The organism is Streptomyces coelicoflavus, from assembly GCF_003112555.1.
In the GTDB taxonomy this organism is placed as follows: Bacteria; Actinomycetota; Actinomycetes; order Streptomycetales; family Streptomycetaceae; genus Streptomyces; species Streptomyces coelicoflavus.
The window spans coordinates 278,367-294,167 of the sequence record NZ_BEWB01000009.1; the positions used below are offsets into that span (position 1 = coordinate 278,367).

Genomic DNA, 15,801 nt, shown 5'->3' on the forward strand with positions numbered 1-15,801 from the left:
TCGGCCCCACACGTCACGCTGCACGGTCACTCATGGCCGCAACGGCTTCAGCTCGCCCAGACGTTGCAGTTCGACGATGTGTTCGGCCGCCCGGCGTGGCGCTTCGCCCCCGTTCACCAGCACGCCCGCCTCGATGTTGCGGTGGACTGCGGACTCGGTCAGATTGGCGCTGCCCAGGAACAGCGTACGGCGGTCGGCCACCGCGAGCTTGGCGTGCTGGCGCGAGTGAGGGTGGCCGTCCGGGTTACGGGCCCAGTGCCAAATGCTCAGTCCGGGAACGGACGCGAACGCCTCGGCGGGTTCCCGGCCTGCGAGGAGTCCCTTCGCGCCGGACAGCGTCTCGACCACGACGTGGATCCGCACGCCCCGTTCCGCAGCCGCCGTGAGGGCCCGTGTCAGCGCCGGATAGGGGCGGGCGGCGTAGGTCATGGCCAGCAGTTCGTCATGGGCCGCGTCGATGACGTCGACCAGCACCTGGGCGGTCGCCCGCACCGGTACGCCCGGCGTGGAGGGGCCGCTCCACACGGTGCGGACCCGCACCCTGTCCCGGGCACGCAGCATGGCCGCCACGTAGCCCCGCACGTAGGCGGCCGCCTCGGTGAGCGGCACCGAGTCTCCCTCCAGCGCGTCGTACAACTGCGCCACGGCCTCGGCGGCCCTCGGTGCGGCGAGTTCGGCCAGGGCCCGTTCCTTGCGGACTCGCCGGGCGAGCAGCCCGGCGAGGTCCTTGCTCCGGGACAGGCCGAGGACGGTGACGGCGGACTCCGCGGCGGCCTCGAACTCGCGCCGGCTCACGGCAGCAGGCCGACCGGTGTCAGTATCTGCTCCTTGTCCCCGGACAGGGGGACGAGGAAACGGCGGTCGAGGAACCGGTTGGCACGCTCGCAGGTGGTTTCGGAGACGAAGAGGCAGACGTGGCAGGCCGCCCCGTGGAGGTAGTCGCCCGGGTCGTGGGGCAGGCGTTCCGAGCAGAGCGGGTCGGCGGAACAGTGCCCGGCGTCAGCCAGGGCCCGGCGGACGATTCGGCCGAACTCGCGTTCCTCGGCCAGGGAGACCAGACCACCGAGGGTGCCCTCCGAGTCCGGGACGGAGGTGTAGATAAGGATCCCCGTCCGCGGGTTCTGTTCGTCTCCGGCGTAGATCCGTTCGGCCAGGGAGGCCGAGCTGTAGCCGCATTCGAGGGCGATGGTGCGGATCAGCAGGTGGGAAAGGGTGTGCAGGGCGATGTAGCGAGCGCCGGGCCAACCGTGGAAGGGGTCGAAGTCACTTGTCTTGCGGTCCGACTTCCGGTTGGTGCGAAACCGGCCGTAGGCCTCCCGGTGCGCCTCCATCTGCGGCGACTTCTCCATGTGCGCCGCCCACTCGGCCATGAGGTCGTCCCGCACCCGCAGGAAGATCCCCTCCCCGCGGACTTCGCTGGCCGGTACCCAGTTCTGCGTGCCCCGCGACAGGTCGACGCGGGTGGCGATCTCCGGTGACTCGGGATCGGGGGCGTCGAGCCGGGTGAAGCCGATCAGGGCGCGCGCCTCGCGCAGCCGCTCGACCTGGCGGACGTCCGAGAAGAGATCGCCCAGCGGGGCCTGGACGGAGACGGGCCTGAGGGCGAAGTCGTCGCTGGGCGGGGGAACCGGACCGGACAGGGCGTCCCACTCGGGACGGAAGAGGTCGGCCTGAATGTCGGGGGCGGAAGGGGCCGGTCCCTCGGTCCCCTGCTTGCGGGCCGCGACCGCCGCGAAGACGGCGTCGGCGTCGAACTCCTTGAGGAATCCGAACTGGGGCAGCCGCGCCATGAAGGCAAGTTCGCTGCGGTCCTCCACCTTCTCGAGCTCCGGCCAGTGGTCGTCGAGCAGTTTGTCGATGTCGCCCCCTTGTCCCTTGGGCAGCGCGAGCGCGCTGAGGGTGAGCGGGAACCACTGGTTGGAGGCGCCCGCGACCATCAGCACCGAGTTCTGGTCACAGCCGTTCGGTGCGTAGGTGCCCAGGTGAGGATGGCGGCCGCGGCAGTGAGGCAGGTGGCGGCGCCCGCGTTCGCCCATGGCCTCGCGGATGTTGCGCTTGGCGCCGCAGGCGACGCATTCGATGGTGACGTTGGCGGCCTGGTTGCCGCCGTGGTCCTTCATGCGCAGCTTGGGCCTGGGGATCTTGCCGCAGGTCTGCCCGTGGTGGACGTACGGGGTGTACGGGAACTCGTCGAGGTGGCCTGCCGTGCACACGAGGGTGAAGCGGGCGGCCACGGCGAGCGGGGGCTTGCCCCGCTTGCAGTCGTGGACGAACTTGGCCTCGTGGGGCGCCCGCGGGTTGGCGTTGAGGAAGGTGAACTCGTCGGAGTCGATGGCGGCGAGGATGTTGCAGGCGGTGCAGCGCAGCCACTGCGGGAACGGTGCGGCGGGCACTCCGACTCCCTGCGCGGCCCAGCCCCTGGGGTCCGTGTCCGCGCCCTCCAGCCAGGGGGCGGCGCGCAACTGCTCGATCTGTCCGCGCCCGTAGCGCTGGAGCGAGCGGTTGACGGCGGCGCGCAGCCGGGGCTCGTCGATGTCGTAGTCGGTGGTGCCGGAGTAGCTCCAGGCGTCGAGTCCCCTGACGAGGACGGAGAAGTTGGGCAGATCGACGAGGGAGCCGACCCCGGCGGTGAACATGAGGTGGCTGGGGCGGACGGCGCCGACCCTGCGGTTGCTCCGAGTGGTCATCGCTGTCCCTTCCTGGGCGTGTCCGCGGTGGTGGGTCCGTACTCGTCGCTGTCCACGGTGGCCGCAGGGTCGCGTTCGGTCTCGACGTCGGTGCCCACGTCCGTGCCGGCCGCTGCGAAGTTCCAGTCCGGGCCACCGCCCGAGGGGTCTTCGAGGAAGGCGCCGCCGCCGGGCAGCAGAAGGTTGATCTCGTTCTCCGTCTCGCGCATCGACATGCCGACGGTCAGTTCGGTCCAGCGGGATCCGTCCGCCCGTCGGAGCAGCCCGTTCACGACGGTGGTCTTGTGCTTCTCCTTGCGGTAGCCCAGAGCCGCGCTGTTCTCGTCCCGCTTGCGGCGCCACTCGTCCTTCAGCCGGTCCAGCCGTTCGCTCAGGTACTGGCGGGAGAGGTCCCCACCCACCCGTTCCGCGCGTTCCAGCAGCCGGCGTTCCACGTCCCTGGCCACGGGCCCGTCGAGATCCACCTGATGAGCGTCGAGGTTGCGCGAGGTGTCGTGCGCCGCCTGACGCAGGGCCGCCACGTAGGTGGCGGCGACGCCCCGGTCGAGGGCCCGGCGGGTGAACGGGGTGACGGAGAGTGCCTCGACCTGACGGTAGAAAGTGGCGTGGTAGTGCTCGAAGTCCTCGTAGTGGGCGAGGTCTCGGGGACGGGACCAGTTGTAGAGGGTGACGACGAGACCGGGACGGGAGGCGTCGCGGCCGACTCGTGAGGACGCCTGGATGTATTCGGCGGTGTTCTTGGGTTGACCGACCACCAGCATCAGGCCGAACCGGGAGACGTCGACGCCGACTTGGAGCATGGAGGTGGCGAGGACGGCGTCCACCGCCTGCCGGGCGAGTGGCGTCATGGCGGCCCGGGGCTCCCGTTTCTCCTTCGCGGCGACCGCGTACTCCCGCAGGAAGGCGCGGCGCCGCTCGGAGGTGTCCCGCTCGGGGTCGAATTCGGTCTCCAGGCGTTTGAGTGCGGCGCCGATGTCGGAGGAGGAGATGCGTGAGGTCAGTTCCTGGATGCCGAGCATGCCGGTGCGGCTCACGATGCGGTCGGCCAGTGTGTTCCGGCCCCGTCGACTGCCGTTGGAGCGCACCCGGGTCGTGATGTCGTCGTCCATGTAGCGCCGCATGCCCGCGAGTTCACGGGTCGCGTTGAAGTAGCCGACCAGGGTCATGTACGGGTCGGCGGGCTTGCCGTAGTCGTCGAAGAGCTGCTGTCCGGCCAGCAGCAGGATCTCGGCGACCCGGATCTCAGCAGCCTTGAGGCGGGTGCCGTGCGCACACACGCCCAGGTACCGCCGGCCCGGGTTCGCGCGGGTCAGTTCGACCTGCCGGGAGAAGAACGTGTCCCCGACGTCGAGGACCTGCGGCGGGAAGACGGCGACCTTGCGCCCGAAGACGCCCAGCACCTGGTCGGCGGCCCGTTTGGTGGTCGCGGTGGAAGCGACGATCTTGGCTCCGGTCTCGTGCCGTCGCCCCTGGGCGTCGGTGACGCTCCAGGTGCACAGCTGGTCGACGGCGGACTCGAAGAGGCCGACGGTGGTGCCGAGGGCGCCGGAGATCAGGTGCAGCTCGTCCTGGATGATCAGGTCCGGGGGACGCAGGCGCGTCACCGGCTGTACGGTGACACCGGGCAGGTCGCCCCTGGCGTTGTGGCGGCTGCCGCAGCCGGTCTTGACGTCGAGGTCGTCGTGGCGGTAGCCGTGGCGCGGGCACAGCTCCGTGACCCTGCCGAACAGCAGACCGGCATAGCCGTTCCAGGGCAGCTGGGCGAACTTGTCCACGGTGGCGATCAGCAGGGACGGGGCGAGCCGGTAGATCTCCTCGTCGACCGTGAGCACCGGGATGCCCTCGCCCGGAGATTCACGCCGGGAGAAGGGACAGCGGTCCTCCCCCTCCCCGCGCGGGCAGTACAGCAGGACGCGGCGCCGCCCTTCGTCGTACTCCATGTGGGAGCGGGCGGTCAGTCCGGTTCCGCACCACGGGCAGGTGAGGACCTGGAGGACGCGGGCGTGCTTGTCGCTCGCGCTCTCCCGGGCCTCGGCGATCTGGTCCTTGGCCTCGCCGAACCAGTTGGGCGAGACGGAGGTTCCCACCCACAGACCGATGCGGAACGGGGTGACGCCCCAGCGGACGTCCTGAGCGGACTCCTCGCGGCGCAGCACTTCGCAGGCACTGACCAGGGCGGCGGCACGCTGGAACTGCTGGGCGGTCAGCAGGCGCAGGGTGTAGCGCATGAGCACGCCGACGCCCGCTTCACCGCTGCGCGCCTCAGCGCCGGAGCCGATCGTGCCCTGCAGGCGCCGCAGCGCGAACGTGTATGCGGCAAGGCCGAGATAGGCCTCGGTCTTGCCACCACCGGTCGGGAAGAACAACAGGTCGACGAGTGCCTCGCGACCGGTGCCGCGGTGGGGGTGCCCGGGCCTGCTGAGGGAGTCGAGGTTCAGCAGGACGAAGGCGAGCTGGAAGGGCCGCCAGCTGGCGGCCTGCTTGCCCTGCGCGTGGACCTGGTCGTAGGCCTCCTGGTAGGAGGCGGGGTCGTCCTCGCGTCCGGCGCGGGCCGCGGCGATCGCGGTGTTGCGGCGCTGGAGGCCCATGGCCCGGTTGGCGAACCGGAATGCCTTCAGCGCGGTGTCGTCGGCCACGAGCCGGTCGATGCCGAGGGTTATGCGGTCGCAGATGTCCAGTGCCTGGTCGATGGCGGCGTCCGCCGAGGCGCGCAGGTCGTCGGGGAGCGAGCGGGCCTTCGCGCGCTGCTGTCCGAGCCAGGTGCCGTAGCCGTCGGCGAGCGGGGCGAGGGCGGCGCTCAGTTCGGTCCGGCGGGCGGGCACCGCGAGGGCCGCGAGTTCGTCCATGCCGAGTTCGAGCCCGCGGAGCAGGTCCTGTTCCTGCGCGGTCGGGGCGGTGGTGGCCGGGACCTCGTACTCCGGCAGCCAGGTGGTCGTGAGGCGGTGCGCGTTGCGTTCGCCCTCGCGCACATGCGCGTGCACGGCGGCGTTGCGGCCCTTGGCGTGGCTGAGGCTGTCGCGGTAGAGGAGCCGGAGCCTGCGCTCCTCGGCGTCCTCGGCGCCGTTGCCGCGGTTGGCGGGGTCGAGTGGGTCGTCGACGGGGAAGAAGACCGCCGCCTGGTCGTCCGGGAAGGCGGTGACGTCGATCTCCGTCTGGAAGAGCCAGCGGGCGTCGCGGGCGTCGCGGCTGTCCTCCTGCCGGTTCACCAGGGCCAGTTCGACGACTCTGAGGTCCTCGGTGCCGGCCCGGCCGGTGTGCCGGCGCACCTGTACGTCGAGGACGACCTCTCCCCCTTCCAGCCCGACGGTGTGGTCCGTCGCACCCGTCACGTCGATGTCCACCGGGTACTCGACCGGCTCGCGCGACCAGACCGTGCGGGTCGTGCCGCGGTCGGTGGCCTCTTCCGACTGGCTGTAGCGGCCCCAGCGGGTGGTGACGCTGAGCGTGCCGACGGAGGCGGGGACCGTGAAAGACAGTCCCATGGAGGAGGCCCAGATGTGGCCGGCGGCCTGCGGAGTCAGCCGCTCCTGCAGCTCGGTGTCGTCGCCCTCCTGCTCGTCGCCCGACTCCCCGTCCGCGCTCTGGGCTGCGGCGAGGGCGATCCGGTCGGCGGTGCCGGTCTGGGGCCGCGGACCGAGCATGCCCACGAGATACCGGTCGCGCGGCCCGGAGGAGGCGCTCGGCAGGGTTTCGGTCTCTCCGTCCCAGGGGCCCAGCAGATCGCGGCGGACGTAGGTCACGAGTCCGTCCCGCACCTCGTAGGAGTCCCCGGCACGGAAAGTCTGGGGCACTTCGTCGAGCGGGTGCGGTACAGCGGCCTGGGCAGGCTGGGCCGGCATGCGGTGGGTCCTTCCGGACGAATCCGATGGAGCAGGAGGGAAATCCTACGTGGGACAGCACACGAAGACTAGACCGTTGACTCAGTTCACACAACGCGTACCGGACACTCTGTCGCTTCGACCGGCCGGAGTCTCTAGGCTGGTCCCGACCGTCGCCCGCCCGCCCACCCGTCACCGAGGATGCCGATGCCCCGACTCGCTCTGTCCGACGACTTCGTCGTGGACCTCGTCTCACTGCAGAGACCGGTCCAGAAGGAAGTCAGCGACGCGATCCAGATGTTCGGGAGCCTGACCGTCCCCCAGCTCCACGCGAGCAAGGGACTGCACCTGGAGAAGCTGGAGCGGGCACGCGACCCCCGGATCCGCACCATCCGCATCACCAAGTTCTACCGCGGTGTCCTCCTGGCACCCGACGACGGCAGTGATCTGTTCACGCTCCTTCGGGTCGCCCCGCACGACGAGGCGATCAACTGGGCGTGCAGACGCGCCTACTCCGTCAACGGCGCCACCGGCGGCCTGGAGGTGCGCAACGTCGAGGCCCTCGAACAGATGGAGACCTACTTCGAAACCAAGGCGGACACCACCCCCACCCGCCTCTTCCAAGCGCACTCCGACACCGTACTGCGCGATCTCGGCATCGACGACCAGGTGCTGCGACTGGCCCGCGTCTGTGTCACGGTCGACGACCTGACCGTCATGGCGCCGCCCATGATGCCCGGCGACCAGTACGAGGCACTGTGGTTCCTGGCCGACGGCCACTCCCCCGAGGACGTGTGGGAGCAGCTGATCGCCCCGCGCGGGCAGACCGTGCGCACGGCCGAGGACCGGCCGGCGGTCACGCTCAGCGAGGCGATCCTCAACACGCCCAACCGCATCGTGGAGGTGACGGGCCCCGGCGAGCTGGAGCGCATCCTCACCGAGGACCTCACCCGCTGGCGCATCTTCCTCCACCCCGCGCAGCGCCGCTACGCCTACCACCCCGGTTTCAACGGTCCCGCCCAGGTCACCGGCGGCCCGGGCACCGGCAAGACGGTCGTCGCCCTGCACCGCGTACGCCATCTGCTGCGCACCGGCCGCGAGGGCGACCGGATCCTGCTGACCACGTTCACCAACGCCATGGCGGCTGCCCTGCGGGACAGCCTCGCGCTGCTGCTCGGCGACGCGGACGCGCACCTGCTGGAGCGCGTCGACGTCACGACGGTGGACTCTCTCGCCGCGCGGGCGATCCGTGAGGCGAAGGGCGGTTCCCCGAAGCCTCTGTCGGCCGCCGCCGAGAAGAGCGCCTGGACCCGCGCCGTCGCACGCGAGGAACTGCCCTGGACAGAGCAGTTCCTGTCCCAGGAGTTCCGCAACGTCGTCCTGGCGCAGGGCCTGCGCACACCCGAGGAGTACCTGCGCTGTGTACGGCGGGGCCGCGGCACCCAGGTCGGGCGGGTGCAACGGGCCCGGCTGTGGCGGGTGATGGAACGGTTCACGGCGGACCTCGCCTCGCGCGACTCGGCGACGTACACGCAGCTGTGCGACCAGGCGGCACGCGTCCTCGCCGAAGGAGCACCGCGCTACCGCCATGTCGTCGTGGACGAGGCGCAGGACCTGCATCCGGCGCAGTGGCGCGTGCTGCGGGCCTGCGTCGCCGTCCAGGCCGACGACATGTTCCTGGTCGGCGACCCCCATCAGCGCATCTACGACTCCCGCGTCTCGCTGCGCTCACTGGGCATCAACGTCCGGGGACGCACCTCCCGGCTCCGCCTCAACTACCGCAGTACAGAGGAGATTCTGCGCTGGTCGGCGTCTCTGCTCGACGGTCAGCCGGTCGGCCGGCTCGGCGAGGACGACGACGAGGACGGCGGCCAGGACTCCCTGCGCGGTTACCGGTCCCAGCTGCACGGCCGCACCCCGGCGGCGCGCGGATACGGCAGCCAGGACGAGGAACTGCGGGCGCTGGTGCAGCAGGTGCGCACCTGGATCGAAGAGGACGGGGTCAAGCCGTCCGAGGTGGCGGTGTGCGCCCGGTTCAACACCCTGGTCGACGCGGTTGTCGCACGGCTGCGCCGGGAGCGCGTCCCGGCGGTGGCGGTGAAGGACAATCCCGGGCCGGACGTGTCCGGTGTGCGGGTGGCCACCATGCACGCGATGAAGGGGCTGGAGTTCCGATGCGTGGCCGTGGTGGGCGTGACGTCCAGTGTGCTGCCGTTCGCACCGCAGGTGACACCGGCCGAGGCCGATCCCGTCCAACACCAGTCGGATCTGCTGGCCGAGCACTGCCTGCTGTTCGTGGCGTGCACGCGTGCCCGCGACGCGCTCGCGGTCTCGTGGAGCGGTGAGCGCAGCCGCATGCTGGATCCAGTCACCGGTTGAGACATGCGTGCCTCGGTGCCTCGGGCCCTGTTCCGGGTCCGGGGCACCGAGGCTGTCGCCGCAGGTGCCCGTGCGTGCGCGTGCGTGCTGGCCCTGCGGGCGGTGTCAGACCCGGATCTCCCGGACCACGACCGAGTGGGACCGGTCCTGGGAAGCGTCGTACGAGATCTCCCGGCCCGTCGGCTGCCACAGCAACGCGTGCCCCAACGGGGACGACGGGGAGATGACGTCCGCGTCCTCGGTGGACAACTCGGCGATGGTGTACAGGGCCGCTTCGTCGACCTGTCCGTCGAATTCGAGGACGAGCAGCGCACCGGGGAACACCGCCTTCGGCATCTCCTCCTCCCGGCCGACGTGCACGGCGTCGAGGAAGCTCCGCAGGAAGCCGAGCCGCTTCGTACGGCGCTCCCGCTGGTCGGCCTGGGTCTTCCTGAGGAAGACGAGGTTGGCCGCGTCAACGTCCACCGGGGTCTCGTCGGGCGCGTCGATGGCGGCCTGCAACTCCTGCATCTCGCGCACCAGCCGGTGGAACGCGGCGGCGGGGATGTCCTGGACGGGGAGGGAGTTCCCGGCGGCCGGCAGCGCCGGGCCGGACGACGGGCCGGGCGTGACGTCGGACGCCGGGCCGGGCGTGACGTCGGGCGCCGGGTTCGGGTCCTGCGAGCGCTCGCCTTCTCGCGCCTCCCCCGCTCCGTCGTCCTCCTCGCGGCCGTCGACCGACGGCACCTGGGAATCCGGCCCTTCCGCAGGGGAGCCGGAAACTCCCGGCTGTTCGGTCGGCGGCTGGATGCCCAGCCGTTCCAGTTCCGCCCAGAGCGGGGCGAGCGCCTGCTCGCGGTCGAGGTGGAAACGACTGCCCCGGATCCGGACGAAGGTCCAGTCGACGCGTTCCAGGTCCCGCTGGCGGGCGGCGGCGGTGGACGCGTCCTCGCCGTCGGCGAAGGCGTCGCCGTCGCAGGCGACCGCCAGTCTGCGGGTGCCGCCCTCGACGACCAGGTCGATGGTGTGGCGGCCCACCCGGTAGCCGGGGCGCACCCGGTGGCCGCGGGCCGTCAGTTCCAGGTACACCTTCTGCTGGAACAGGCTGTCGAACGCCTCATGACGGACATCAGGCAGCACCTCGCCCTCCACCGCGGCGGTGTCCTCCTCCGCGGGCCGGGTGAGGTGATCGAGCCACCGCCGGCGCAGGTCGTTCTCGTGGAACTGCTCCGGGCGGGCGCTGTGGAACACCCACACCTGGTCCTGGGCGCGGGACGCGGCCACGTTGAGCCGCTGCTCGTACGTCTTGCCGTTGAAGCCGCCCGGTACGGTCCCGGCGGCGGTGGTGGCCGAGTTGGCGCAGGAGACGAACATGACGTTCCGCTCGTCGCCCTGGAAGTCCTCGGCGTCGCCGACCCGAATGCGCCGCTCCGCACGCTGCTCGTAGTCGAGGCGTTCGGCGAGCAGGTTCTCCAGTTCCGTCAGGTGCCCCTTGGCGCCGCGGAGGCTGATGACCCCCATGGTCTTTCCCCCGTACGCGGGGTCGGCGCAGCAGCGCACGACCGTCTCTACGAGGGCTTCGGCCTCCGCAGCGTTGACCAGCCGGTCGTTGCCGCCGACGGCTTCGCCGTCCTCGACGTACACCGTGCGGACCGGAGGCAGCCGGTCGGCGCCGTACTGCCGCAGAGGCTGGAGCCGGCCGTTGTAGCACAGGTCGTTGGAGAAGGAGATGATCTCCGGCATGCACCGGAAGTGCTCCTTGAGCATGAGGGTGCCGCGGCCCGCGGACAACGCCTCGGTGAGGTCGAAAAGGCTGGACTCCGGACCGAAGAGGCTGCGCACGTCCGGTTCGAGGGCGGTGAGCAGCCGGTCCCGCAGGTGGAAGTACTCGTCCTGCTTGAGGCCGACGTTGGACGGACTGACCTGCTTGCTGTCGCCGACGACGACCATCCGGTCGGCGAGCCAGCTCAGCAGCATGGCCTCCAGGCCCGACTGGCTGGCCTCGTCGACGATGACGACGTCGAACGTGCCGGGCCGGTCCATGGGCACGGTCTCCGCCACCTGGTGCAACGGCATGATCCAGGCCGGCACCGCCGTCTGGGCCTTGCGTAGTGCCGCCTGGGCGTCGCGCCGGTAGCGGTGCTGGTACTTGCCCCTGATGCGGCGGGCGGCCTGCTGGTAGGCGCTGAGGGCGCGGGACTGGTCGCCGGTGAGCAGTCCGAGGCAGCGGTGCCAGGCACGGGCGGCGGCGAGCCGGGCGAGCATGATGCGCACCTCGTCGTCGGCCTCCGTCAGGCGCCGGCGCAGGCCGCGCTCGGCCTCCGGGTCGGTCAGCCGCTCCATCCGCTCACGCCACGCGGACCAGGCCCAGGTCTCGACGAGCCGCGGCAACCGGACGTCCCACGCGGTGTCCTCCGGGGTGTCGGTGACACGCTCGGCGAGGGACGGGAACGCCTCGCGCACGCGGGCGAGCGCGGCGTGCTGCTCGGCCCGCAGCCGGGCGGCCTCACGCACCTCGGCGATCTCGTCGCTGAACTCCCGGTAGCCTTTCGGGTCCTGGGCGCGCACGGCGTCGAGCGCGCGGGTGACGGCGGGTGCCACGCCGGGCCGGTCGCTCCACGCGCGCAGCAGTTCCTCGGTGTCCGCGATCACCCTGCGGGACCGTCCTGCTGCGCGCAGCGTGGTCGCCGCGCGCAGCAGGGCGCGTACGGCGTTCTCGACGGGTGCGTCGTGCCAGGTGGCGACGGCGAGTTCGGGGGAGGTGGCGGCGGCGGTGAGTACGTCGGTGCGGGCGACGGCGACGGCGAGCAGTGCCTCCAGTACCTCGGCGTCCTGTCGCAGCCGGGCCAGGCGAGCACCGTGTCCCTGCCAGGCGCCGACGGGGGCGCCCCACTCCGACTCCACCTGGGCCAGGCGCAGTTCGAGCTGAATACGGGCGACCAGGACCCCGGCGGTGGCGGCGTCCTCGGGGGACCGCCCGTCGACCCGCACGGCCTGCACGAAGGTGCCGACGGTCTTGGCGAGCTTCGAGCGGGTACCGAGCGGTCCGCGCAGCTTCTGTCCCTGGACGAGGCCGTCGTGCAGGGTGGTGGCCCGGCCGAGCGCGGTGGCCGGGTCGTACTGCTCCAGACCGCTGACCATCGCCGACCCCAGCACGGCGAGCGAGGCGTCGAGGGCCGCGAGGGCGTCGGTGACGGCGGCGTGCCGGCTGCGTGTCTGCCAGTCCTGTCCGGCCGTCACCTCTCCCAGGAGTGCCCCGGCCCATTCGCCGGCGGCGGCCGCGAGGGAGGCGGCACGGGCCCTGGCGGCGGAGAACGTGTCGAGAGCCGTCGTCAGCCGCTGCTGTTCGGCCTCGCACAGACCCCGGACGGCCTCGTCGTACTGCCGGCTCAGCGGGTCCTGCCGTACCGCCTCGTGGGCCTCGTTCGCGCAGCGCACGACCGTGACGGCTTCTTCGAAGTCACCCGGACCGGGCAGTTCGGAGGGGCCGGGCACCTCGGCCGCGAGGGCTCGGTGGTGCGGCGTGAAGGCACGCGTGGTGTGCAGCAGCCTCAGTGTGTCGTCGGCCGTGAGGGAGGGCTGTTCCTGGGGAACCTGCCCGAGCCAGTCGTACCGCTCCTTCTCGGCCGTGAGGCGCTCGGCGATCTCCTGGAGGCTGCCGGTGTAGTCACCGATCTCCGCGTCGAAGCGGTGCGTCTCCTGCTCCCGCAGTACGCCGAGGTCGCGCAGCATGGCCTGCTGGGCCGAGCGGGCCGCGACCAGCCGTGCCTGGAGCGCACGGATCTCGCTCCGCGACGCCTTGGGGTCGTAACCGGCGTACTCGCTGAGGATCCTCTGCACGGACGCCTCGAGCTCCCGCTGGGCGGCCGCTCCGTCCTCGGTGCGGCTCACGCACAGGTCGCGGATGCTCTCGGGCAGCTTGTCCCGCAGGACGCGCAGGGCACGCGGGGTGTGGCTGGTGATGAGAACCCGCTTGCCCTGGGCGAGCAGGTCCGTGACCAGGTTGGCGATGGTGTGCGTCTTGCCGGTGCCGGGCGGGCCCTGCACCACGACGAGCCGGTTGGCACGCAGCCGTTCGGCGATGGTGCGCTGCTCCTCGTTGGCTGGCAGCGCGAAGTACATCTCGCCGGTGACGGTGTCCGCGCCGGCGTCCTCGGCCGCCGCGAGGTCGGCGGCGGTCAGCGCCCCGTCGCGACCCGCGATGTAGCCGAGCAGCTCGGTGGGAGGCGTACCTGCGTCGATCTGCCGCGCGATGGCCTTGAGGGCGTCCATCGTCGAGCGGCGGTTGCGCTCCCGCAGGACGAGCGCGGGGGTGAGTCCCACCTGGGGCACGTCGAGCGTGCGCGGCCGGGCGCGTTCCACGGACGGGGCGTAACTGCCTGCACTGTGTGCCGCGTTGATCCAGCTGCGCAGAGCGGTGTGTACGGCGTCGAGTTGCGTGGGATCGGTGACGTCGGAGGCACCGTCCAACGTGCCGACGATCTGCTCGCGCACCGCGCCGGGCACGTGCTGGGCGCCTTCCAGCATGCCCTCTTCCAGTTCCAGCCCGGTGCCGGTCGGGTCGGGGGCGGCGGTGAGGGTGCCGGTGGCCGGGTCGAGCTGGAGGGTGGCACGGTGGGTGAGGAGATGGCGTTCCACGCGCTGGCCGGCGCCCGTCTGCCAGGTGAGCCGGCCGAGCCCGAGGACGAGTTCGTAGGCCTCGCCGAGGTTGGCGGCGTCCTCGTGCATCTTGTGCAGCCGGTCGTACAGCTTGACGACGGGGTCGATGGCACGCCGTCGCTCGGCCCAGGCCAGCCATTCCTGTTCCCAGGCGGCGTACTGCTTCTCGATCTTCTCCCGCTTCGGATGGTCGTCGAGCTCGTGGTACGTCTTGTCGAGGGGGATGCCCTGGGACCAGTCGGGGAATTCGGGCTCGATCCTGCGGCGCAGGTGCGGGGCGCGCGTCTGCTTGAAGTCCCGGATGCGGGTCTCGTCGATCCAGGGCGCGAGCAGCGGCTTGGGGTGCGGGGCGTCCTCGCGTTCGGGGCGGTCCAGGGTCAGCCAGGCCGGGATGTCGGTGCCTAGGGCACCGTCGAGCATTACGGCGACTTCCGGAGCGTCCGGCAGCTCCTCGAACCAGACGGTGCCGGCGGCACCGTCGAGCGTGCGGACGGGCCGTGTCTTCGACTCCTCTGCCTCGGCGAGGAACCGGAAGATCTGACGGACGCGGGTGGCGTCGAGCTCGTCGGAGGACAGGTCCTGGGGGCGGGGGGTGGACCCGGCCGGCGGCGTCACGAGGGGCGTGGCCAGGCGGGGGTCCGGCCTCGTGGGCTGTTCCGGTACGGCCCCGAGCACGGTACGGGCCGTTCCGTGGCCCTCCTCGTCGGCGCCGCCGAAGAGGGACGGCTGCTGTTCACCGAACAGCGGTGCCTGGTCCGGAACCAGTCCCGCCCGTGCGGGTGCGGGCACGGTGGCCCTCGCCGTGGTGAAGGTGACGCTCTCGCGCTGGTGGTCGTACGGGAACCGCACCTCGATGTCCAGCTCCGCGGCGGTTCCCGCCGGGATGCTGTAGGCCCACGTCGCGGACGCGCGGCGGCCCTTGCGGAGGGTGCCTTCGAGTTCGTCGTCGAGCAGCTCGGTCCGGTAGTCCTGTACCTGCCGTGCCGTCTTCCCGTAAGGCCCGCTACGCACGAGCAGCGTGATGCCGTCGACGTCGATGGAGTGGGCCGTGTCGTTGCTCAGGCAGAGCGTGCACCGGACCAGGTCGTCGCCCTGGCGGTAGCCGTCGGAGCCCTCGGGATCGACCAGCTCGTACGGCACCACGTCCTCCACGCGCACGTCCAACCCGTCGTCGTACCGGTAGACGGTCCCAACCGGCTGCATCTCGCCACCCAGGTCGTACTCACGCTGACTCACGCGCCACCCCACTGCTGTCCGGAGCCACCTGCGTGGCCGCTTGATGTCGTCCTGCCCCGGCCCACCCGAGTGCGCCTCCCCCAGCGCAACGCCTCAAGTGTGAACTGAGCACACGGGCTGAGAGTAGCAGCAGGCCTCCGATCCTCACTGCACCCCATGACACCGCATCGAAATCGCCGACACAAGGAACTACGCATGTTGACTCTGTTCACAGCTGTGCGTCATTATGATGTGGCATCACTCGCACAGCTCCGGGCAGACCCCGTAGAAAGGCCATGCGCCATGCAGATGGAAGTGCTCCACGTCAGTCCTGAGCTCGCGACGGAGTGGCTCACCCGCAACACCAGCAACCGACCGCTCAGCAAGGCGGCAGTACAACAGCTGGCGGGCCGCATCCAGCGCGGTGAGTGGCAGTTGACACACCAGGGCATCGCCTTCGACGAGGACGGCGTACTCATCGACGGCCAGCACCGCCTCGCGGCGATCGCCAAAGCGGGGATCGCCGTCCCCCTGACCGTCACCCGCGGCGTCCCGCGCACCGCGTTCACAGTGATGGACACGGGCCGCAAGCGCACCGGCCGGGACGCGCTCGCGCTCGCGGGCGAGGCCAACGCCACGCACCTGGCGGCGGCCCTGCGCGGCCTGCACCTCTACCTGAACGCACCCAACTCGTCCTGGAGCGGCGGATCGTCGGTGACCAGCAACGACCAGCTCCTGACCATGCTCGACAAGCACCCCGGCATCCGTGACGCCCTTCAGCACGGCGTCGCACTCAACCGCGCGTGCCGCATCACCGTCACGGCGGCGACCATCGGCTGGTACGTGACCAGCGAGGCACGACCCGACATCGATCAAAGCGCCTGGAAGGAGGGCATCGTGACCGGCGCACGTCTGGAGCCGGGCGACCCCCGCCTCACCTTGCGCAACACGATGCTCAATCTCGCCACGGGCACGTCGCACCGTCGCCGCGACGACTCACGCGAGCACCTGCTCTACTACCTCAAGGCCTGAAACGCGTGGGCCGAGGGCCGGTCGATCAAGCT

At 71.1% G+C, this 15,801-nt stretch carries 6 protein-coding genes; 2 read left to right on the top strand and 4 right to left on the bottom strand.

From position 1 onward, the window contains the following. Positions 1-30 precede the first annotated feature (30 nt). From drmC to drmA, 3 genes are read right to left on the bottom strand one after another with little or no spacing between them, the layout of a single operon-like run. Positions 31-795: a DISARM system phospholipase D-like protein DrmC gene (gene drmC, locus Sco07f_RS23160; RefSeq protein ID WP_108989057.1), complete on the bottom strand. Its 765-nt coding sequence runs from the start codon at positions 793-795 to the stop codon at positions 31-33. Then, positions 792-2,687, bottom strand: coding sequence for a DUF1998 domain-containing protein (gene drmB, locus Sco07f_RS23165; RefSeq protein WP_108989058.1), 1,896 nt, complete (start codon positions 2,685-2,687; stop codon positions 792-794). Before drmB ends, drmC begins: the two co-directional genes overlap by 4 nt. Then, entirely contained in the window at positions 2,684-6,526 is a 3,843-nt protein-coding gene (drmA, locus tag Sco07f_RS23170) for a DISARM system helicase DrmA (RefSeq protein ID WP_174855402.1), read from the bottom strand. Before drmA ends, drmB begins: the two co-directional genes overlap by 4 nt. A 186-nt stretch (positions 6,527-6,712) precedes the next feature. Here drmA and Sco07f_RS23175 point away from each other — a divergent pair, with 186 nt between their 5' ends. Further along, entirely contained in the window at positions 6,713-8,884 is a 2,172-nt protein-coding gene (locus Sco07f_RS23175) for a UvrD-helicase domain-containing protein (protein WP_108989059.1), read from the top strand. Between the two features lie 105 nt (positions 8,885-8,989). Here the strand turns inward: Sco07f_RS23175 and Sco07f_RS23180 are convergent, their stop codons facing one another. After that, complete coding sequence (locus Sco07f_RS23180; protein WP_244942122.1) at positions 8,990-14,758, bottom strand: PDDEXK-like endonuclease domain-containing protein; 5,769 nt, start codon at positions 14,756-14,758, stop codon at positions 8,990-8,992. A 282-nt stretch (positions 14,759-15,040) separates the two neighbouring features. Here Sco07f_RS23180 and Sco07f_RS23185 point away from each other — a divergent pair, with 282 nt between their 5' ends. After that, complete coding sequence (locus Sco07f_RS23185; protein WP_244942123.1) at positions 15,041-15,769, top strand: ParB N-terminal domain-containing protein; 729 nt, start codon at positions 15,041-15,043, stop codon at positions 15,767-15,769. Positions 15,770-15,801 lie beyond the last annotated feature (32 nt).

What these genes read in the sequence shown, in the direction of transcription:
- drmB (WP_108989058.1), bottom strand. Translation starts at nt 2,687, where the DNA reads ATGACCACTCGGAGCAACCGCAGGGTCGGCGCCGTCCGCCCCAGCCAC.
- Sco07f_RS23175 (WP_108989059.1), top strand. Translation starts at nt 6,713, where the DNA reads ATGCCCCGACTCGCTCTGTCCGACGACTTCGTCGTGGACCTCGTCTCA.
- Sco07f_RS23185 (WP_244942123.1), top strand. Translation starts at nt 15,041, where the DNA reads ATGCAGATGGAAGTGCTCCACGTCAGTCCTGAGCTCGCGACGGAGTGG.
- drmA (WP_174855402.1), bottom strand. Translation starts at nt 6,526, where the DNA reads ATGCCGGCCCAGCCTGCCCAGGCCGCTGTACCGCACCCGCTCGACGAA.